This window comes from Acidobacteriota bacterium (assembly GCA_035471785.1).
Classification (GTDB): Bacteria; Acidobacteriota; UBA6911; order RPQK01; family DATIPO01; genus JANQFM01.
The window spans coordinates 1-21,091 of sequence record DATIPQ010000063.1; the positions used below are offsets into that span (position 1 = coordinate 1).

13 protein-coding genes are annotated in these 21,091 nt (G+C 63.3%); 9 read left to right on the forward strand and 4 right to left on the reverse strand.

Annotated features, from left to right (window positions below):
- A partial coding sequence (locus VLU25_09190) for a hypothetical protein (protein HSR68105.1) occupies window positions 1-1,584 on the forward strand: 1,584 nt, incomplete at its 5' end.
- Window positions 1,585-1,641: 57 nt separating this feature from the next.
- Here VLU25_09190 and fahA read toward each other — a convergent pair.
- From fahA to VLU25_09210, 4 genes are all read right to left on the reverse strand, one after another.
- Complete coding sequence (fahA, locus tag VLU25_09195) at window positions 1,642-2,955, reverse strand: fumarylacetoacetase (GenBank protein ID HSR68106.1); 1,314 nt, start codon at window positions 2,953-2,955, stop codon at window positions 1,642-1,644.
- Window positions 2,952-3,842, reverse strand: a complete 891-nt coding sequence (locus tag VLU25_09200) for a hypothetical protein (GenBank protein ID HSR68107.1) — start codon at window positions 3,840-3,842, stop codon at window positions 2,952-2,954. The genes fahA and VLU25_09200 overlap by 4 nt, the downstream gene beginning before the upstream one ends.
- Window positions 3,843-4,352: 510 nt before the next feature.
- On the reverse strand, window positions 4,353-5,723 hold the full coding sequence (locus VLU25_09205) for an alkaline phosphatase D family protein (GenBank protein HSR68108.1): 1,371 nt from the start codon (window positions 5,721-5,723) through the stop codon (window positions 4,353-4,355).
- Window positions 5,724-5,761: 38 nt separating this feature from the next.
- A complete protein-coding gene (locus VLU25_09210) occupies window positions 5,762-7,222 on the reverse strand; it encodes an IMP dehydrogenase (GenBank protein ID HSR68109.1) in 1,461 nt (486 codons plus the stop codon).
- A 120-nt stretch (window positions 7,223-7,342) separates the two neighbouring features.
- Between VLU25_09210 and mutM the strand changes: the two genes are divergently transcribed.
- From mutM to VLU25_09250, 8 genes are all read left to right on the forward strand, one after another.
- Window positions 7,343-8,269 (forward strand): bifunctional DNA-formamidopyrimidine glycosylase/DNA-(apurinic or apyrimidinic site) lyase, encoded by a 927-nt coding sequence (gene mutM / locus VLU25_09215; GenBank protein HSR68110.1) that lies wholly within the window; start codon window positions 7,343-7,345, stop codon window positions 8,267-8,269.
- Window positions 8,266-8,688: a secondary thiamine-phosphate synthase enzyme YjbQ gene (locus VLU25_09220; GenBank protein ID HSR68111.1), complete on the forward strand. Its 423-nt coding sequence runs from the start codon at window positions 8,266-8,268 to the stop codon at window positions 8,686-8,688. The genes mutM and VLU25_09220 overlap by 4 nt, the downstream gene beginning before the upstream one ends.
- A 261-nt stretch (window positions 8,689-8,949) precedes the next feature.
- A complete protein-coding gene (locus VLU25_09225) occupies window positions 8,950-10,095 on the forward strand; it encodes a GWxTD domain-containing protein (protein HSR68112.1) in 1,146 nt (381 codons plus the stop codon).
- Between the two features lie 61 nt (window positions 10,096-10,156).
- Window positions 10,157-13,216 (forward strand): TonB-dependent receptor, encoded by a 3,060-nt coding sequence (locus tag VLU25_09230; GenBank protein HSR68113.1) that lies wholly within the window; start codon window positions 10,157-10,159, stop codon window positions 13,214-13,216.
- 63 nt (window positions 13,217-13,279) lie between these two features.
- Window positions 13,280-14,689, forward strand: a complete 1,410-nt coding sequence (locus VLU25_09235; protein HSR68114.1) for a tetratricopeptide repeat protein — start codon at window positions 13,280-13,282, stop codon at window positions 14,687-14,689.
- 10 nt (window positions 14,690-14,699) lie between these two features.
- On the forward strand, window positions 14,700-15,584 hold the full coding sequence (locus VLU25_09240; protein ID HSR68115.1) for an NAD(P)-dependent oxidoreductase: 885 nt from the start codon (window positions 14,700-14,702) through the stop codon (window positions 15,582-15,584).
- A 12-nt stretch (window positions 15,585-15,596) separates the two neighbouring features.
- Complete coding sequence (locus tag VLU25_09245; GenBank protein HSR68116.1) at window positions 15,597-18,236, forward strand: hypothetical protein; 2,640 nt, start codon at window positions 15,597-15,599, stop codon at window positions 18,234-18,236.
- Between the two features lie 253 nt (window positions 18,237-18,489).
- Window positions 18,490-20,970, forward strand: coding sequence for an ABC transporter permease (locus tag VLU25_09250; protein ID HSR68117.1), 2,481 nt, complete (start codon window positions 18,490-18,492; stop codon window positions 20,968-20,970).
- Window positions 20,971-21,091 lie beyond the last annotated feature (121 nt).

The window sequence follows — 21,091 nt, forward strand, 5'->3', positions numbered from 1 at the left end:
GTGGAGGCTTTCAGCCGTTGGCTGAAGAGCGAGAGCCGCCCGGCGGAGGACTATTTCGTCGACTTGAGCCGGCAAGAAGCCGAGGAAATCGGCCGCCAGCGCGAACTGAGGCAGCGCTTCACCCTGCTTGAATGCCGCGACGATCCCGGCGCCTGCCCCGGTGAGGTGGTGCCCATCCGCTGGACCAACTTTGATGTCGCCCAGATCCCCTGGTTCATTCACGAGGACGGTCAAAAGGGCCTGGCCGACGAGGGAGACGATCCTCCGGGTACGGGCGGCCTGATCGATTCCATCGCCGCCTGGGTCGACGATCCCAACAGCACCATCAGCTACGTCTTCGCCGGCACTTCCGACGCCAATCGGCCCCAGGACGAGCCGCAGCCCAACAGCGTCCTTTTCTTCGACGACCGTCGCGAATCCATCGAAGAGGACTTCGATTGCGCCGAGGGCGGCGTGCTGGCCAACGGGGGGCCGTTCTTCACCAATGCCACCAGGTTTCAGCACAAAGGAAGAGACTTCTTCCGAGCCACCCGCGGCTTCGTCAACATGAACAAGGGCATCGAGTGCATCTTTTTCGACGACGACGCCCAGCAACCGATCGTCAACGCCCAACAGAACTACCGGGCCATCGTCACTCATGAGCTGGGGCACTCGCTGGGATTGGGGCATTCCTGCGGGGACGCACTGTCCCCTGCTTGCGCCGGCAACCCTCTTCTCGATCAGGCCATCATGCGGGCCCAGGCCCATCTGGACGGGCGGGGAGCGCTGTTGAACGACGACGACCGGGCGGCCATCGGCTTCCTCTACGGCGACGCCTTGCAAGGCCCGGGCGAACGTATCATCGTTTTCCCTCAGGTGGGAGACGGTACGGTGGTCGGCATCACCTTCACCACCCGCTTTATCTTCCACAACCCCGGCACCGAGACTGCCACACTGCGCCTGGAGTTCTTCCAGGGGCAAGGCCTGGGGATGATGCTGGACCTCAACGACGGTCCGGCCAGCGATACCTACGAGTTCGAACTGCAGCCAGGCCAGTCGTTAGTGCGGGAGACCAGCGGCATCGAAGGGCTTCAAGTCGGCTACGCACGAGTCGTCAGCAGTTCCGCGGTGGACGGCACGGCCCTCTTCACCCGTCAGGATCTGGGCGTGACCACCACTCAAGCCGGTGTTCCTTCGGCACAGGCCGGAACCGATTTCAGTCTCGTCTTCGATTCCAACGGCTTCAACCAGACCGGCATCGCGATGGCCTATCCCGCCGTGGGCGAGGGCAATCCCGACACCACGGTTTCCATGCGCCTTTACGACCAGGATTTCAATTTCATCGCCATGGAGCAGGTGACGCTGGTGGCTGGAGAGCACTTTGCGATGTTCGTGCCGGAGATTTTCGAGAACGTGGTCCCGGCCGACTCTTTCGGCGCCGTGACCATCGCCTCCCAGCAGCCGATCGCCGTCGTGACCTTGCAGCAGAACGACGACGCCAACGTCGGACTGCCGGGCGACGTGCCCATCCTCACGGCTTTCCCGGTCTTGCCGGGCCGCAGCGACATCATGCTGGGACCGCTCAACGCCGAGTCCCGCCGCTAACGGACAGCAGCGGCCGGCCGGCGCTGAGGCGCCCGCGCCGGGCGTTGCCGATCCGCCTCAATCAGCGGGCAGGACGCGTCCCCGGCATTGGCCCAAGCCGACGCGGGGACGCCCTTCCGCCTCGCAGTAGCCGGTCAGGATGACCTCGTCGCCATCCTGCAGAAAGCGCCTTTCCTGGCCTTTGGGCAACTTGATCGGGTTGCTGCCCCTCCAGGTCAATTCCAGCAGGCATCCGCGAGCCTCTTCTTGGGGGCCGGACACCGTGCCGCTGGCCATCAGGTCGCCGGGGCGCAGGTTGCAGCCGTTGCTGGAGTGGTGGGCCAGCATCTGGCCGATGGTCCAGTACATGTGGGCGAAGCTTGCCCGGCTCAGGCGATGAGGCGGCTGTCGATCTTCGCGCATTTTTTCGGTCAGCAGGTGCGCTTCCACGGTCAGCCCGATGCCCCCTTGACGGCGCTCCACGGGCGAGTCCAGATAAGGCAGCGGCTGAGGATCGTCCGGGGACCGCTGAAAGGCTTCCACCCGGTAGGGCTGCAAGGCCTCGGCCGTCACCACCCAGGGCGAAACCGTGGTGGCGAAGCTTTTGGCCAGGAAAGGACCCAGGGGCTGATATTCCCACTTTTGAATGTCGCGTGCCGACCAGTCGTTGACCAGGCAAAGTCCGAAGATGTGCTCACCGGCCTTGTCGATGGGAATCGGTTGACCCGAGGGGTTGCCCGGTCCCACGAAAAAGCCCACTTCCAACTCGTAGTCGAGCAGCTTGCAGGGCCCGTAGACGGGCTCATCGGCCTCGTCAGCCTTGGTCTGTCCCAAGGGACGCTTGAAAGCGCTTCCATCGGCCATCAGCGAGGAGGCCCGCCCGTGATAGCCGATGGGAATGTGCTTGTAGTTGGGCAGGAGCGGGTTATCGGGACGGAACATGCTGCCCACGTTGGTGGCGTGGTGGATGGAGGCGTAAAAGTCGGTGTAGTCGCCCACGTTGGCGGGCAGTCCCATCTGGGACTCGGCCTGGCCGGCCAGCAGCCGCCCGCTCTCGGCCGAAGCCGGGCTGCCTTCCCGCAACAGGCGGCTCAGCTCGCGGCGCAGCGCCGTCCAATGAGGCTGTCCCAACGACATCAGGGCATTGAGGCTTGAAAAGCGGCAGGCCTGCACGGCGGCGGCTGCGTCTTCGAAGAGCCCCAGTTGAGCGGCCGCCGAGATGTCGAAGATTTGATCGCCGATAGCGCAGCCCACGCGGGGGGCTTCATCGCTCTCTCGGCGCCGGAACACGCCCAGCGGCAGGTTTTGTACGGGGAAGTGGGTGGAAGCTTGATTGGCGCTTTCCACCCAGCTCTTCAGTTGAGGATGGTGGGTTTCGTTGAGTTCGCTCATAGCAGTTTCAATTGTTTCAGATCTTGGACGGGCTCCTCAAAGGAGCAGGAACCGAAGGAATGGGCGAAGCCGCGACGGCAGGCTTCGGCCTCTCCCCAGTCGAGGCGCAGGCCGCGCCAGATAACGGCGTCCTGCTCCCAGCGGAAGGCTGCGGGATTGGTCTCCATCAGCAACTCCTCGGTGCGCCTGCTGTCGGCCTTGTGGGAATGCACCCAGCAAGCCGCCAGAAAAGCATTGAGGAATCCGTGCATGACGGCTCGCGGCGCGTCTCCCTGGTAGGTCAGCGGTTGACGCGAGCGCAGCGGATGGTGAAGCCCGGCGGTCATCTTGAAGGGGACTCGGGCCTTTTGGCAGGCATCGAAAAAGCGGGTCACTTGGCCGGGTAACGGAATCAGTTCGGGGGTGATGCCGCCCGTTCTGATCTTGGCGCAGGCGCGGGCTCCGTCCAATCGGGAGAGCATTTCCTCCAGGCCTTCGTCAGGGCTCAGCTCGAAATAGACGGGCATGCCGTCTCCCAAGGCTCTGAGGATCTCGGCCACCCGCTCAGGCGTCCCGGCTTTGGCCTCGGCCGCCTCGATGCGGGCCTGCCTTCCCCAGCGGCGGCGGAACTCGGCCACACGCTCGGCATCGCCCTCGGCGTCCTCTCCAATCAGCACGGAAAGCCGCCAGGGACGGTCGGGTTGGCGCTCCCACAGCCCGGCGGCGGCTTCGGCCAGACCTTGCAGGCGGGCGGCGGGAACGATGAAGCGGGCCAGCATCCAGGACTCGGGCCAGTCCCTGTACTCATGGTAATTCTCGACCGCCCTGGCCATGTCCAGTCCGGCGGGCGGAAAGAGCCCGGCATAGTCGATGATTTCCGAGAGCAGCGTCTGTAAGCACTTGTTCATGGGATGAGCCTGCCAAGGATTATAGCTAGCTCGCAAGCAGCCTCATACCGCCGAGAGCAATTAGGCTTTTAGGACGGCCGCTGGACTGGACACGTGTGTGAACTTGTTGGCCACCTAGCAGTGCGTCAGAAGTTTTGAGCCACCCTGTGGCGTTATCCCACGCTTTCAGCGTTCGCACATTGGCCGTCTGAAACCCAGGGTGGCGCCGCCGTCTCGCTGGCGCTCGCCGGGGCTGACCCTGGGCTGGCGAATCGCTCGCCTTCAGCGAGCCCGGACTTGACTTCTAACACAGTCGCTGGGCTGGCGAATCTGTCCCTGTGAGGGACAAGAACGGAGGGCCCTGGCTCAAAACTTATCACCGGCAGCGCTAGTGCTGCCGGGTGGCCTAACACGTTCACACTCGCGTCAAGTTTCATGGGCTGGCGATTTGCACTACCTTCGGGGTTCTTTCGAACTTCGCATATCGCACCTCGAACTTGGCAAGGCCCTGGCTCAGGATGACCGGCAGCGCTAGCGGGATTCAGCGTCCGTCTCCGGGTAGGTCAGTTGCCGGGCTTCGATGCGGTGCTCCCACAGCACCTGGCCCTGAGTGGAGAGAGCCTGCAGCGTGAGGATCCTCTGTCCCATCGGGCCGGCAAAGCGCAGGATCCCGAAGTTGCGCTGAGCCAGCAAGGTCCCCTCAACGCGCAGGGGATTCTCTTCCTGCAGCACGTCGGGACTGGCCGTGTCCGAAGTCAGGGGGGAGCTGGTGTAGTCGTAGAGAGGGTAGGAGCCGGGCCGGTCCAAGCGCGCCAACTCCGTGAAATGGCGGTCGCCCGAGATGAAAATCAGGCCCTCGATGCGCCGTTCTTGCACAGCCTCCAGCAAGCGTTGGCGCTCGCCGGGGAAACGGGCGAAGGTTTCGTGCACGGGCAGCGGATTGAGCACCTGTCCGCCCGCGGCCACGATCTTGAAGGTGGCCCGGCTGCTGGTGAGCGCGTCGATCAGCCATTGAAGCTGTCCCTGGCCCAGCATCACCTTGTCCCGCTCCGGCGGGGCATCGGTAGGAGCCCGGTACCAGCGTCCGTCGAGCAGAAAGAAGTCGACATCGCCCCAGGAAAAAGAAGTAAAGACTCCGGGAAGCGAGGGCAGCCCGTAGGAGGGATTGCCCCAGAAGCTTCGAAAAGCCTCCAGGGCGGACGCCTTCAGCACCCAGGAACGGTCGGAGTTGTTGGGTCCGTAGTCGTGATCGTCCCAAATCGCGTAGTGGTGAACGTTGCCCAGAAGAGCCTGCATTTCGGGCAGGGCACGGGTGTGGGAGTAGCGATAGAAGATTCCGTCCCGGCTTCCCCAATCGGCTTCGCGCAGGTAGGTGTTGTCGCCCAGCCACAGCATCAGGTCGGGTCTGGCCCGGAGAATGTTGGCGAAGATCTCGAAACCGCCCCCATAGGGCTGGCCGGGCCGGTCATATTCTGCTTCGTTGACGTAGGCGCAGGATCCGATGGCCAGCGAGAATTCAGGCGGATCGCCCCGCCACTTCCACAGCGGCTGAGTCTGGAAGCGCAGCGGATAATCGACTCGCGCCTTGCCTCCGTTCAGCCTGACCTCGTACTGGTAGCGCTGCCCCGGCTGCAGCCGGCGGGCCAGCAGGCGGGCGGTGAAGTCATCGTGGGGGAGGGTGTCGACCCGATTCGTCGATCGGCGCAGCGCCGGCTTTCCTTCCGGCCAATATCGGATCTGCACCGAAGCGGCCCGGCTGGTCTGAACCCAGATCAGCACTTCGCGGTGGGTGGAATAGCCCAGCATGGGACCGGAGGCCAGCAGTCCCGATCGGTCGATGGCGCCGCTCCCGCAGGAGAGGGCCGGCAGCAACAGCCAGAGGGTGAGAATGAGCCGCTTCATGGCCCATCATCCTATCATCAGCAGGGCCGCCTGAAACCTCAGCGCTCGTAGGACTCGCGACGGGCCGAAGCGCTGAGCGGAATGAGATATTCGAGGGCCTTGGGCACGATCTTGGCGCGGGCGGCCTGCAGGCTCTCTTCGCCGGCGTAGCTGACCGCCGATTGCAGGTGGCCGCGGATGCGCTGCAGCACGTCGGCCAGCGCGCCCTTGTAGGGAACCTGCATTTCCTGTCCCTCGGCAGGCGTTTCCAGGGCGTCTTTCAGTTCCTCGGGATTCTCGGCGTCGTAGAGCGACTCGAAGACGGCTTGGGGAGAGGTCATGCCTCGATAGATCTTCTTCTTGCTGTGGGTGGAAGGGTCTTCGATGACATGACCGGGGGCCTCGTCGGTCCCCGACAGAGCGCTTCCCAGCATGACGCTGGAGGCGCCCGTCATCAGGGCCAGAAAAATGTCTTTGTCGTGCACCACGCCGCCGTCGGCGATGATGGGGATCTCGTCCTTAAGAGCGCACCAGGCCTCCCTGACGGCCTGCAACTGGGGCACGCCGGCGGCGGTTTCCAGACGGGTGCGGCATCCCCGCCCCGGCCCTACGCCCACTTTGACGGCATCAGCGCCCAACTCCTTGAGAAAGCGCGCCCCCTGGAAGGTAGCCACGTTGCCGCAAACCAGTTGCACGTCGCCCACCTCGGCCCGCAGCCGTTCCACCGCTTCACGCATGACCCGGGAATGCCCGTGGGCGATGTCGATGACCAGAATGTCGACGCCGGCCCGCAGCAGTTCCTGAGCCCGCTCCACAAAGTCTCCGCGGGCGCCTACGGCGGCCCCCACCAGCAGGCGTCCCTTGGTGTCCTTGCTGGCCAGAGGACGGTTGCGCATGAAAAGGATGTCTTTGCGTGTGATCAGCCCGTGGATGCGGCGCTCCTGGTCGACCAGCGGCAGGCGCTCGATGCGCTTGGAGAAGAGCACCTTCTCGGCTTCCTCGACGCTGGTTTCCGGCGGCCCCGTAATGAGCTCGTCGAAGGGCGTCATGAAGTCTTCCACCGTGCGTTCGTCGTAGCCCTCCATCCAGGGAATGTCGCGCTGCGTCAGCACCCCCGCCAGGGTCTCCGACCCTTCTTTCTCGACGATGAGCAGGGCTGTTACGCCGTGGCGGCGGGCGAAGTTCTTGGCGTCGCGGATGGAGGCGCCCCGCGGCAGCGACAGGGGCTCTTCGATCACAGTGCCCCAACTGCGCTTGACCAGAGCCACCTTTTCGGCCTGGCGCTCGATGGAAAGCCCCCGGTGGATAAAGCCCAGCCCGCCCTCATAGGCCATGGCCCGCGCCATGGCCATGCCGGTGACGCTGTCCATGTTGGCCGAGACGACCGGGAACTCGAGTGTCAACTTGCGGCTGAGAGGACTGCCCAGGTTGATTTCCCGCCGCGATTCCGCCATCCCCCGCTGGGGACGAAAGAGGAAGTCGTCGAAGGTCTTGCCGATCCAGCGCTGGTCATCAAGCATAGCGCTCCATTGTAATATGCACAGGCCGCTGGCTGCGGCAACTCTCAAGGCCCAAGGATCAATCTGCAAGGATTCTCACCGGGGGCGGAGCGGCAAAAAGCGGATGGTAAGATAGGCGGCATGCCAGAGTTGCCCGAAGTTGAGACCATCCGGCGCGGCTTGCGCCCGCGGGTGCGGGGACGCGTGGTGGAGGAAGTGGTGATCGGCCGTTCGCGCGTGTTGCGCAGCGACCCCGAAGAGCTGATGGGGACCCTTTCGGGGCAGCCTCTGGAGGAGGTTCGGCGGCGGGGCAAGAACCTGCTCTTCGACTTTCCCGGCCACTGCCTGCTGGTGCACTTGGGCATGACCGGGCAACTGACCTTCCGCGATCCCGGGAAGCCCGACTCCGATGGCTTTGTCCGCCATGAGACGACGGGGCTTCAGCGCACACGCCAGCATCCGCCCGACAAGCACACCCACCTGCAGTTTCTCTTCCGGGACGGCACGGCCATGCTTTACCGGGACATCCGCCAGTTCGGCAAGATCTATCTCTACTCCAGCCGTTCGCCCCAACTGCAAGCCTACCTGGACGGTTTGGGACTGGAGCCCTTCACCGACGAGTATCGCCTGGAAGACTTTGTGGCCGGCCTGAAGGGGCGCAAAGTGGCCGTCAAGTCGATCCTGCTCGATCAAGGTTTCGTGGCCGGCGTGGGCAACATCTACGCCGACGAGGCCCTTTTCGAGGCCCGGCTGAATCCGCTGCGGCCGGTCTCAGGACTCAAGAAGGCTGAGAAGGAGCGGCTCTTCCAGGCAGTTCCGCTGGTGCTCGAGCGCGGCATTCACTTCGGCGGCACCAGTCTGCGCGACTATATCGACAGCGAGGGCCGGCAGGGCAATCATCAGGAAGAGCTCAAGGTCTATGGACGCGACGGCCAGCCTTGCCGCACCTGCGGCGAAGTGATCGAGAAAATCGTGGTCAGCCAGCGCGGCACCCATTTCTGTCCCGGGTGCCAGGGCCGCTACCGCCCCCGCAAGAGGGCCTCTTCCAGGAAGCGCAAGAAAGCATGACGGTCGAAACCTACCAACTGACATTCCAGGCCGAGGGGTTCTGCGGAATCGTGGAGATCACCGCTCAGGTCCAGTCCAAGGTCGAGGAAAGCGGGGTGCGCAACGGTACCGCCACCCTCTTCGTGGTGGGCTCGACGGGCGGGCTTACGACCGTCGAGTATGAACCGGGACTTGTGGAAGATTTGAAAGAATTCTACGATCGCATTATTCCGCCTACACGCGACTACCATCACGAGGAGATGTGGCACGACGGCAACGGCTTTTCTCATGTGAGGGCTTCCTTGCTGAAACCCGATCTGGTGGTTCCGGTGGTGGACGGCCGCCTGCGGCTGGGAACCTGGCAACAGGTGGTGCTGATCAACTTTGACAACAAGGCCAGGCGCCGGGAGGTGTGCCTGCAAATCATGGGCAGTAAATAAGATAGAGGCGGTAGCCAGGAGATCCTTCAATCGATCTTTAAGAACGATTCATCCAAGGCCTATTGACAGTTGGAGGATTTCGGGGTAGAAATGGAGCCGGCTTGACGGGGAAAGTACGGAAGTTGACAATGAGACCACACCGCAGGATCTGCCCCATCGAATATGTTCTCTTAGCCGGTCCCGTAAGGCGTTAGCCGGCTCCAGAATATTGAACTAAAGTCCAAATTTTTGAATAGTTTGCAGCAGTCGAAGCTATATCTTATGAGGCGAATTGCGATTCATTCCTTGTGCGCTTTTTTCCTCCTCCCTCCGCTGGCTTGGGCCCAGGACAGCCGCGACGAGGAACGGCGCGATCCCTACAAGGAATGGCTCACCCGCGACGTGCTCTATATCATCTCGACGGAGGAGAAGGAGGTCTTCCAGAGCCTGACCACCGACGTTGAGAAGCAAGCCTTTATCGAGCAGTTCTGGAAGAGCCGCGACCCCGACCCCGAGACCCCGGGCAACGAGGTCCGCGAAGAGCACTACCGGCGCATCGCTTATGCCAACGAGAAGTTTCATGCCGGCAAACCTGGCTGGAAGACGGACAGGGGCCTGATTTACATCAAGTTCGGCCCTCCCGACCGGCGTGAGACCAATCCCACCGGCGGACGGGTATTTCGCTCTCATGAAGAACTCAAAGCCAGCGGCCGCCAGTTTCCGAACGACACCATGACGGCCCTGCCCTACGAGGTGTGGGAGTATCGCTATCTGCCCGGGTTGGGGCAGGAGGTCAGGTTCGAGTTCGTATCCAAAGACGGCTCGCCCGAATACAAGCTGGTGATGGATGCCGACGAGAAGGACGCCCTCTCTTACATCACCGGTTCCTTCATCACCCGCAGCCGCAACCGGCGCATCGGGTTGAGGACGTTCGGCGGCAGCCGTTTGGATCGGGTCGAGGCCTACTCGGCGGCCTTGAAACCCTTGCCGGTCAAAGTCGACGACACCTTTGTCTCGACCCAAGTCAGCTTTGAGCAATTCCCTTTTGAAGTCGAGTTTGAGACGGGCTACGTGGCTGAAGAGACGTATTGCGACGTGGCCGTCATCGTTCCTCACCGGAGCCTCAACTTCAACCGCAAGTTCGAAGACTTTGTGGCTCAGGTGGAGATGGAGATTTTAGTCCGCGACATCCGCAAGGTGGTGGTCGGCCACAAGGCCGACCGTCTGGAAGCCCGCTTGGGCGCAGCGGAATTTAAGGAGGCGGTTGAAGGGAGTTCGGCTTACCGCACGCGCTTCACTTTGCCGCCCGGTCGATTCTTAGTCGAAGTCTGGGTCAAAGACGTCGTCGGAGCTCAATCCTCTTTCCGGCAGGAACTGGTGGTGATTGAGGACCCGGCGGCCGAGGACTCTGACCAAAGTCAACCATAGAACCATAAAGAGCAGAGAGTTCCGAACCCCAAACGGAGACAAACGGAGGAGAGATCAAACCATGAACTGGCGATTGTCACGCATTTGGATCGCGGCCGGCCTTGTCGCCTGCCTCTCGATCTTCGCCGGCACTGCGGCCTTGGCTCAATCTCAGGCCAGCACCGGCGTGATTCAGGGGACGGTGGAAGACCAGTCGGGCGGTGTCCTGCCCGGAACCACGATCTACCTAGAACAAAACGAAACCGGCTTTGAGCGCGTCGTCATCACCGACGACGAAGGCCGCTTCCTGGCCCGGCTTCTGCCTGTCGGTCCCTATACCGTCAAAGCCGAATTGGAAGGTTTCAAAGCGGTCGAGCGTCCGGTTCGGCTGACCATCGGCGCCACCCTCACCTTGCGCATCACCATGGAGATCGGCGAGATGCAGGAAGTGGTCAGCGTCAGCGCCGACTACGCACCGCTGATCGAGACCTCGAGTTCGCTGCCGCAGGCCACGGTCAACGAGACCGCCATCGACAACCTGCCCATCAACGGACGCGACTTCCAGAGTTTCATCTTCCTGACGCCGGGAGCGGTCCAGGCTTCGCGCAACACCATCTCGGTAGGCGGCGCCAAGGGCATCGAAACCAACTTCCAGATTGACGGAGCCGACCGCAACAATGCCTTCTTCGGCGGCCAGTCTGGCGGCGACCGTCCGCCCTTCACCTTCTCGCAGGAAGCCATCGGCGAGTTCGTGGTGGTCAACAACGGCTACAGCGCCGAGTTCGGACGGGCCACGGCCGGCTTGGTCAATGTGGTTTCCAAGTCGGGAACCAACAGTTGGCACGGCAGCGCCTTCTACCTCTTCCAGAACGACAGCATGCTGGGCAACGAGGTCACTCGAAGCGTCGATTCCGCCTTCCAGATCTCGGAGAGGGAAATCGAGCCCGAGTCCACGCGGCACCAGTTCGGCGGCAGCTTCGGGGGACCCATCGTTCGCGACAAGCTGTTCTTCTTCTTCTCCACTGAACACCAGGAATTCGAGACGCCCCTGATCGTCTCCTTTTTCTTGGATGACGAGGAACTGGCCATCGCTCCTCCCGAGCTGATCAACCTGCAGGGCTCTTTCAACAGCACCGACGACGCCCAGGTGTGGAACGGCAAGGTGGACTGGGTGGCCAACAGCTCCAATAACTTCAACTTCCGCTACACCTTCACCGATTCGGAGCAGGTCAACGGTACCTCCACGGGTACGGTCGACGACGCCTTGTCTCACAACGGGCTGGAGTTGGACGAGACCCAGCAGGTGGTGTTCAACTGGAATGCCATCATCTCGCCCAGGGTCGTGAACGAGTTTCGCTTTAACTACCTCTACGAAGACCGTCCCCGTCTGGCCAACGCCAGCGACGTGACGGCTGAAGTAGACGTTTCGGGATGCTGCGATCTGGGCGCGTTTTTCTTCCTGCCCATTCCGGAAGACGACGACCGCTATCAGTTCGTCAACAACCTCTCCTACAACTTCGGCGCTCATGACGTCAAGTTCGGCGTCGAGTACAACGACACCGGCGTCGACCAGGTCTTCCGCGGCAACTTCCGCGGCAACTTCGACTTCGACGGCTTGGCCGAGTTGCTGGGCGTCTGCGACGCTTGCGACCCGACTCCGGTGGGTGGACTGCCGGGAACTCCCTTCCCCGATGCCTACCAACAGTTCTTCGGACCTGGCGACTTGGTGGTGAGGGTGCAGGAATGGGCCTTTTTCGTGCAGGACGACTGGAGAGCGACCGACAAGCTGACCATCAACCTCGGACTGCGTTGGGAAGGCCAGTACAACCCTGAGAACGACCGTCCCAATACCGACTTCCCGGCTTTCGCCGAGAAAATCGTGGACGACACCGACAACTGGGCGCCCCGCATCGGATTCGCCTACGATCCGGCCCAGGACGGCAAGACCGTCATCCGCGGTTCGGCCGGCATCTTCTATGCCCGCACGCCCACTTTGCTGTTCTCTAATCCCTTGCGCGTCAACGGCGAAGTCACCAATGGCTCCACCCTCTTCTTCGGAGGAGACCTGGCCCGCCAGGTGCCCTTGAACTTCAACGGCGACAGCTTCCCCGGCTTGGGAACGGCTTTCTCCGACCTTTCCCAGGCAGCCGGTCTGCTGGGCATCACCCTGCCCTCCTCGGGCACCATCGGACGCGTCAACCTGCACGCTCTCGACTTCGAGAATCCCGAGAGCTACCGCTTCACCTTCGGTGTGGAGCGCGAGTTGGCTCCCAACTGGGTGGCTGGAATCTCCTACACCCATGCCCAGACCCGCCACATGCAGACTCGTCTCGACATCAACCTGTTCCGGGGCGTCGAGAACGAGTTCGGTCGCGAGATTTTTAACACCTCGACCCGTCCCCAGGGCGATATCACCGGCGATGACATCCGTCTGGTGGAAAGCTCGGGCCGCGGCGAATACGACGCCCTCAGCCTGACGCTCTCCAAGCGTTTCTCCGACCGATTCCAGTTCAACGCCAACTACACGCTGGGATACAACGACGACGAGAACAACAACGAGCGCGACGCCAACACCGTGCACCCGGTCAACCCCTTCAAGAAGTTCCAGGAGTTCGGCCGTTCCGACTACGACATCCGCCACAACTTCGTGCTCAACGGCGTGTTGGAACTGCCCGGGGACTTCCAGATCAGCGGCATCATCGATGCCCGTTCGGGCTCGCCCTTCTCCATCACCACCGGAACCGACACCAACCGTGATGGCGAATTCAATGACCGTGCGGTCATTACCACCGCTACCCAGACTCCGGGCTCGAGCGAGTTTCGCCGCGGGACGGCCACGGCTCACACCAGTTGCGAAGGCCTCTTCGACAAGGGCCTCAGCGGCGACTGCGTGGAAGGCCAGATGCTGGACCGCAACTCCTTCAACAACAACAAGATCGTGACTGTCGACATGCGCATCACCAAGAAGTTCTTCGTCAGCGAAGGGGCTTTTGCCTCGGCCTTCATCGAGTTCTTCAACCTCTTCAACGGGCGCAACTTCGTGGTGACCCAGTTCGACATCAACGACAACGCTTTGGGCATCGGAGACCGTCAAGGCTCTGATCCCTTCGCCATGCAGATCGGCTTCCGCTTCGATTTCTAAGCCGGGAAGCATCAACAGCTAACCCTTCGTCTCTAAGGCGATGGAGGGTCAAGGGCGATTCACATGCGAATCCAACAGCGAGGGCCCCGTTTCGGGGCCCTCGCGGCGTTTTTGCTGACTTTGCAGGCGGCCCTTATGACGGCCGCATGTCCGCTCTCTGCCCAAACCCGGAGCCCGGCGCTGGAGGAGGGAATGCGGCTGGCTCAGCAGGGACGGCTTCCCCAGGCCTTGGAGGCTCTCTCCCGCCACAAGCGTTCCTTTCCCGACGACCCGCAAGGATTCTTCGTCACGGGAATCGTGCTGCGCGAGCAGGAACGCTGGCAGGAGGCTGCGGCCGAGTTTCGCCAAGCCGTCGATCTCGACCCCGGCAAGCGCGACTACCGATTGGCGCTGGCGGCCACTCTGGGGCGTTTGAGCCTTTGGCAGGAGGCGTTGCAGGCATTGAGTCCGCTGGACGGCGAGAACCTCCCCCGCCAATCCGATCCGGCGGCGCTGTGGCTGCTCTCCGACCTCTATTTTCAGGCCGAGCAGAGTGAGGACGCCTTGCGCGTCCTCGACCGCCTCGACCAGGTCGAGCCCGACTCCCTGCGCAGCCACCTGCGCCGCGGCCAGATCGCGCTGCTGGAGGGACGCTATCCGGAGGCCGTCTCATCCTTCCGACAAGCCATTCAAAAAGCTCCCGGCGAAGGCGCTGTCCATCACGGTCTGGGACTGGCGCTATGGCGGACCGGACAGACTTTGGAAGCCGAAGAGGCGCTGCGAAAAGCCGTCCAACTTCAGCCTCGGGAAAGCTCATATCGGCTCGATCTGGGCAAGTTGCTGATCGATTCGGGGCGTCCTTTGGAGGCTGTCGATGTCTTGGAAGCGGTGGTTGAAGGCCAGGATCCGCCGGCTCAAGCCTATTTCGAATTGGCCCGGGCCCACCGCCGCGTCGACAATGGCGAAATCGCGGATCGTTATCTGCAACTGTTCCGCCAGGCTGATCAAGGGCAGGAGAGGGAAAGCCAGTCCGCCCGGCAAGCCTCTTCGGCGCTGCGGCGGGGCCAGGAACTCCTGCAGGGCGGACAAGTCAACCAGGCCCGTGAGGCCTTTATCGAGACTCTCAGGGAGGAGCCCGACAATTGGCTGGCTCACAGTTATCTGGCCAAGATCTACCTTTCCAGTTCAGTGCTGCCGGCAGCCCAAAAGCATCTTGAGCGCATGAGAGAAATCGCCCCCGCCAATCCGGAGGGACTTTTCCTCTCGGCCACCTACTTCTACCAGGCGCGAGATTATCCGCAGGCCCGCCAAACGGCCGAGCGGGCCAAGCAACTGCGTCCCGACTACGGCGACCTGCGCAACTTGCTGGGCAACGTCTACCTGGCCCTGGGAGAGCGGGAAAAGGCGGTTGAGGAGTATCAGGCCGCCGTTCGGCTGGAGCCTCAGCGCAGCGACTTCCGCCTCAATTTGGAGGCGGCCCGCAAGAACCCCTAAACTGGTTCCTATGAGCAAAGAAAACGTGGCATTTATCGGATTGGGGATCATGGGAGCTCCAATGGCCGGCCAAATACTGCGAGCCGGCTATCCGCTGACGGTCTACAACCGCACCGCCTCCAAGTGCCGTGCCCTGGCGGCGCAGGGCGCCAAGCAGGCCTCTTCGCCGGCTCGAGCCGCCGCCCAGGCCGACATCGTCATCATCATCGTCTCCGACACGCCCGACGTGGCCGAGGTGGTGGAAGGCGAGGGAGGCGTGCTGGAAGGCGTAGGCGAAGGTGCGGTGGTGATCGACATGAGCACTGTCTCGCCCCAACTGGAACGGCGTCTCAACGCCAAGCTGGAGGAAAAGGGCGCAACCTTGATCGACGCGCCGGTCTCGGGAGGCGACGTAGGGGCCCACAAGGGCACCCTGGCCATCATGGCGGGCGGCGACGAGAAGGCCTTTCAGCGCGTGCGTCCGCTCTTTGAGGTGATGGGTGAAAGCATTACCTACTGCGGACCGTCAGGCAGCGGCCAGGTGACCAAGCTCTGCAACCAGATCCTGGTTTCGGTCAATCTTCAGGCCGTCTGTGAAGCCCTCTCGCTGGCCCGGCGCAACGGACTCGATCCTTCCGTCATGATCGAGGCCGTCAGCGGAGGCGCGGCCGGCAGTTGGCAGCTTTCCAACCTGGGTCCCAAAATCGTGGCCGACGATTTCGCCCCCGGGTTCATGATCGATCTCATGCAGAAAGACCTGCGGCTGGTCATGGAAGCCGCTTCCTCCTCGGACACGGCGCTGCCCGGGGCGGCGCTGGTGCATCAGCTTTTCAACGCCTCTCAAGCCCGCGGCGAGGGCAGCCAGGGCACTCAGGCCCTTGCCAAGGCCCTTCGTCTCTTGAGCGGCGACGAGTAGCGGAGCAGGCCAATGAAGAAACGCTGGGTGGCTGCGGCCGGATGCCTGTTCTTGGGGGGATTGCTGTGGGCCGCCGCCCAGGGGCGGACGGCTGAGACCGACTGGAGCGAGGTGGAGCAGGCCCACCAGGGAGAGAAGCGGCTCGACAAAGCCCGCTGGTTCCTGAAGCGCCATCCTCAAAGTCCCCAGGCCGACGAGGCCCGCTACCTGCTGGCCAATGAAGCTTTCCGTCAAGGACGCTATCAGGCCTTCCTGGAATACGTCGAGGGGCCGCTGGAGCGTTTCGACGCCTTACTGGCGTCCCGGCCTGAGCAGACCTCGCGCTGGTTGCAGTTGCTGGCCCAGACCGCCTTCTACCTGGCCGAAAGCGGCCGCGGCCAGGAGGCCTTGGAGAAGGCTGAGCGGCTGCTTGAGGCTTTGGACAAGGTTCCCACGCCGCCCAATCTGTCCCGACTGCAATGGCAACAGAACCGCGACCGCCTGCTGGCCACCGGACTCTACTCGCGTGGGCGGGTGCGTCTGGCCCAGGCCCTTTCCGGCCAGGACGGCCAGCGCCGCCGGCGGCTTGAGGAGGCGGCCGAAGATCTGCAGGAGGCCGTCCGTGTGCAGCCTGCCGACGCCTATGCCAACTACCGGCTGGGTCTGGCTTACCGTCATTTGGGCCGCAAGGAGAAGTCGTGGAAGGCCCTGGCCTGGGCGGCCGCGCTGCCGGGACCGGCCCAGCGTCCATCGGCCGAGATGCTGCGCGACAGCTTCGACGCCCAACTGGCCGGCGAGGATCTGCCCCAGTACTTCGCCCGCTGCCAGAAGCAGTTGGAGGCGGCCCTGAAAGAGCGTCCGCGGGCGGTCTTTGCGCTGAGCGACGGTGCGCCCCACCAGCTTTTATGGTGGGACGGGGTTCCCTCCGAGGTGCGCCGTCAAGCCCTCGACGAGGGGGACTACAGCAATATCCGCCGCCAGGACTATGCGGGGCCGGAAGCCTGCAAAGACTGCCATTCCGAGCGCTTCGAGGCCTGGTCGCAGCACTCGCACCGCTGGATGAACGCCCGCGTTTCGGAGTCCACCGTAAAGGGCGACTTTTCGGGCGTGAGCATGGATTACAGGGGCGGCCGGACGCGGTTCTTCCGGCGCCATGGGGAGGCTCAAGGCGACGGCGGGGGTTGGTACATGCGGCTTGAGCGCGACGGCGTGGTCCGCCGCTACCGGGTTCGCCGCACCCTGGGTTCGCGTTTCTTCCAGTACTACGTGGGGGTGTTGGATGAGGGGCCCGAGCCGCCCGATCACATCGTCCGCCGGGAGGACCATCTGCTGCCCTTCGGATACTGGATCGGGGAGAGCCAGTGGGTGCCGGTGGTGCATATCACGTCGGAAGGCCCCGACGAGGAACGGGAGGATCCCTTCGCTCAAGCCTCTACCGTTCACTATGACCGCTCCTGCTCGGCCTGCCATACCACGCGTCCGCTGGGGGACTGGCTGCTGACCTCGGACGGCAGGCTGCGTTCAGGACAGTTCTCTCCCCGCGAGTTTTCCGTCGACATGTCGGCTTACCTGGCTCAGGCCCACCCGCGTCTGCTGCCCCAACGCGAGGCCCTTCATCAAGCCGATTTGGCCCGCATATCGGCCTTTCTGGAGCAGCGCATCGACTACCTGCCCGCTCAAGAGCACGCCGTCACGCTGGGCGTGAGTTGCGAGGCCTGCCACAACGGCGCCTTTGAGCACGCCCGACGCAGCAGTGCGGAGGGCAGCGATCTGCTGCCGCGCTTTTTCCCCTCCAGCCCGCATGTGCTGGTCAACAGCCAGGAGAGCAGCAGCCAGGCCTGGGGACGCAACAGCCGCAATCTCAACTGGACCTGCGCGCGCTGCCACTCGGGCGGACGCCCCCGTTACGCGGGAGGCATGGACACCTGGAATTCCACCGAGTACTCGGACGCCTCGCGGGGGGCCTGCTACCATCCCGGACGCGCTCAGGCGGCCGGAATGTCGGCTCTGACCTGCGTTCATTGCCACGATCCCCACTACAGCATCGGGCCCCGCTGGGACCGTCCGCCCCGCCGCGACGACGCTCAATGCCTGGAGTGCCACAAGGCCCTGAAGGAGGCCGGGGCCCGCCGCCTGCATACCCGCCATCAGCCGGAGACGCCCGGGGACCGCTGCATGAACTGCCACATGCCGCGCATCAACGAGGGGCTGCAGGACATGGTGCGCACCCACCACATTTTCAGCCCCACCCAGCCCCACATGATCGAGTCAGGGCAGCCCAATGCCTGCAATATGTGCCATGTGGACGAGAGCATCGGGTGGACGCTCGAGCATCTGAGCGAATGGTACGGGGCCGAGTTCGATTCCGCCCGCATGGCCTCCTCCTATCCCCTTCCTCAGGAACCGGCCGTCCTCAACTGGCTAGCCTCTTCTCATCCGGCCACCCGCCTTGTGGCCTCCGATGCCCTGACCCGGGCCGGGGCCCGCTGGGCGCTTCCCCACCTGCTGGAAATGCTGGACGATCCCTACCTCATCAACCGCCAGTTCACTCAGCGGGGACTGGAGAAGATGCTGGATACCGACCTGGAGGACTACGGCTACCGCTTCTACCAATACCGGGAGGAGCGCCGTCGTCCTTTGCAGAACATCCGTCGCAAGGAGCTGCAGCGCTGATCGCGCCCGCCGCTGCGATTTTTTCGAAAAAAAGAGTGATCTTTCACCAGGGGTGCGGCATCTAAGTAGGCGGAAAACGGGTTTGAAAAAACCCAACTCCCCCTCCTCCCCCAGGCGAGCCCGCTCGCAAGAGCGGGCTTGCGCTTTTCTGGCTCAATGAGCCCGCCAAGGCACTCCTGAGAACTTCCTGAGAAAAACCTGAAAGCTTCTCCATGACGGCTTGGCCGTCATTCATCCATGCTGCTTGCCCAGCATGCAAGACTTTTCGTCGGACCTTCGCTTCGGGATCAGGACTGCCCTGCGGAATCCCGCCTTCACCGTGGTGGCCGTCCTTTCGCTGGCACTGGGAATCGGTGCCACGACAACCATCTTCACCCTGCTCAACGCCATCTTCCTGAACCCGCTAGCGGTGGGCAACCCTTCCACCTTGATGGCGGTCTTCACCACGGACGAAAGCATTTCGGGGGGCGTACTGGGTGGCAATCTGCCCATGTCGTCTCCCAATTTCATGGATTTTCGCGAGTCCAACGAAGTCTTTTCCGGCATGTCGGCGGAAGTCTTCGCCCCCATGAACTTCAGCGACGGGGTCAACCCGGCGGAGATGGTGGCGGCCAACCTTGTCAGCGCCAGCCACTTCGAGGTGATGGGGCTGGAACCGGCCGCCGGACGCTTCTTCCTGCCTCAGGAGGACGAGGTTCCCGGACGCGATCCGGTGGCCGTGCTCAGCCACTCCTTTTGGACGCTGCGATTCGGCCGGGATCCCTCGGTGGTGGGGCGGACCATCAATCTCAACAACCTCGACTACACCGTCGTGGGGGTGGCGCCGTCCGGGTTCAGCGGTACTTCGGTGGTGGCCAGCGTCGACCTTTGGGTGCCCTTGATGATGCACACCAACGCATTCGACGAATGGATGCAGGGGATGTATTCGATGCGGCGCGCTCTCACCCTCTTCGTCCACGGACGCCTCAAAGAGGGCGTCACCCGTCAACAAGCCGAGAGCAACCTGCAAGCCATCGCACGCTCCTTGAGCGAGCAGCATCCGCAGCCCAACCAGGGACGAAGCGTCATCGTCCGCCCCTTGGCTGAATCCTTCCTGCCGCCCGGTTTCCGCAGCATGATGACGAGGGCGGGTTGGGTGCTCTCGACGGTGGTGGCGCTGGTCCTGCTCATCTCCTGCGCCAACGTAGCCAACCTCTTGCTGGCCCGGGCCCGCGCCCGGCGCCGCGAGATCGCCGTCCGCTTGTCGATCGGAGCTTCGCGCGGACGGCTCTTGCGCCAGCTTTTGACCGAGTCGGCGCTGCTGGCTCTGAGCGGCGGTGCGGTGGGACTGGCGGTAGCGTATTGGGGAAGGGATCTGCTCTGGTCTCACCGCCCGCCCTTTCTTGAGAACGTATCACTCGATTTGAGTCTGGACGCTCGGGTGCTCGGATTCGCCTTGCTCCTGTCTCTCCTGACGGGCCTCCTCTTCGGTCTGCTTCCGGCTCTCCAGGCGTCCCGCCCTGAGCTGGTTCCCGCCCTCAAGAACGAGACGTCTTCCAACTCGAGAACGCGGGGCCTGCTGCAGGCGCGCCACCTGCTGGTGATCGCTCAGGTGGCCCTTTCCACCCTGGCCATGGTGGGAGCCGGACTCTTTCTGCGCAGCGTGGGCCAGGCGCGCACCATCGATCCGGGCTTCGAATCGCAGCGATTGGCCGTTTTCAACGTCGACCTGAGTACTCAGGGCTACGACCGCCAGCAGGGTCTGGAGTTCTTCAGGGAGGCTTCGGAGCAGCTTTCCGGTCTGCCCGGGGCAGCCTCGGCGGCCGTGGCCAGCGGACAGCCTCTGGGGCCGTCCGTGATGCGCAGCGTCTTTCTGCAGGGCCGGGATTCCCGGCAGGACGGCAACGGACGTCTGGTGCAGGTCAAAAACGTCAGCGACAACTACTTCCGCACCGTGGGCATGCCCCTGGACCGCGGCCGTTCCTTCCAGCGCTCGGATGACCAACATACTCCAAGGGTAGCCGTCATCAACCAAACCATGGCTCGCCGCTTCTGGCCTGAAGAGGACGCCCTGGGACAGCGCTTCACTTTTTATGGCGACGATGCCCCGGTCGAAGTGGTGGGTATCGTGGCCGACGCCACCTACGGTACGCTGGGCGAAGATCCGCAGCCCTTCATTTTCCAGTCCCTGCGCCAGAACTACAGCGCCACGGCCACCTTCCACCTGCTCACCCGCGGCGATCCCCTGGCGGTTCTTTCCCTGGCCCAGCAGCGGATGCGTACGCTTCGGCCCCAACTCGCCCTCACCAATGTCAGGACCATCTCGGAGATCATCGACGAGTCCCTGTGGGCTCCCAGGCTGGCGGCGGGAATGTTGAGCGTCTTCGGGCTGGTCGCCTTGGCCTTGGCGGCGGTGGGGACCTACGGCGTGATGAGCTACACGGTCAGCCGCCGCCGCAACGAAATCGGCCTTCGCATGGCCCTGGGAGCCAATCGCATGGCGGTCCTCAAGCTCGTCGTCGTTCAGGGAATGACGCTGGCTGTGATCGGCACCCTGGCCGGCCTGGCGGCCGCCTTCATTCTTTCCCCCCAGGTCACCTCCATGCTCTGGATCAGCGCCCGCGACCCGCTGGTCTACCTGGTGACCCTGTTCCTGCTCGCCTTGGTGTCGCTGCTGGCCAATCTTCTCCCGGCCCGCCGCGCCACTGCCGTCAGTCCCATGCTGGTGCTGCGCGGAAGCACACAGCGCGGCTGATTCGCTGTTCCCTGTGGCCGGGTCCTCCCCCGACGATCCGGCCGCCTTGGGGGCTGGGCCGCTTGCCCAGCCTGGTGCCGCGGGCGGGCCTAACCGGCTCCGCCCGCGGCACCGCTCTCAT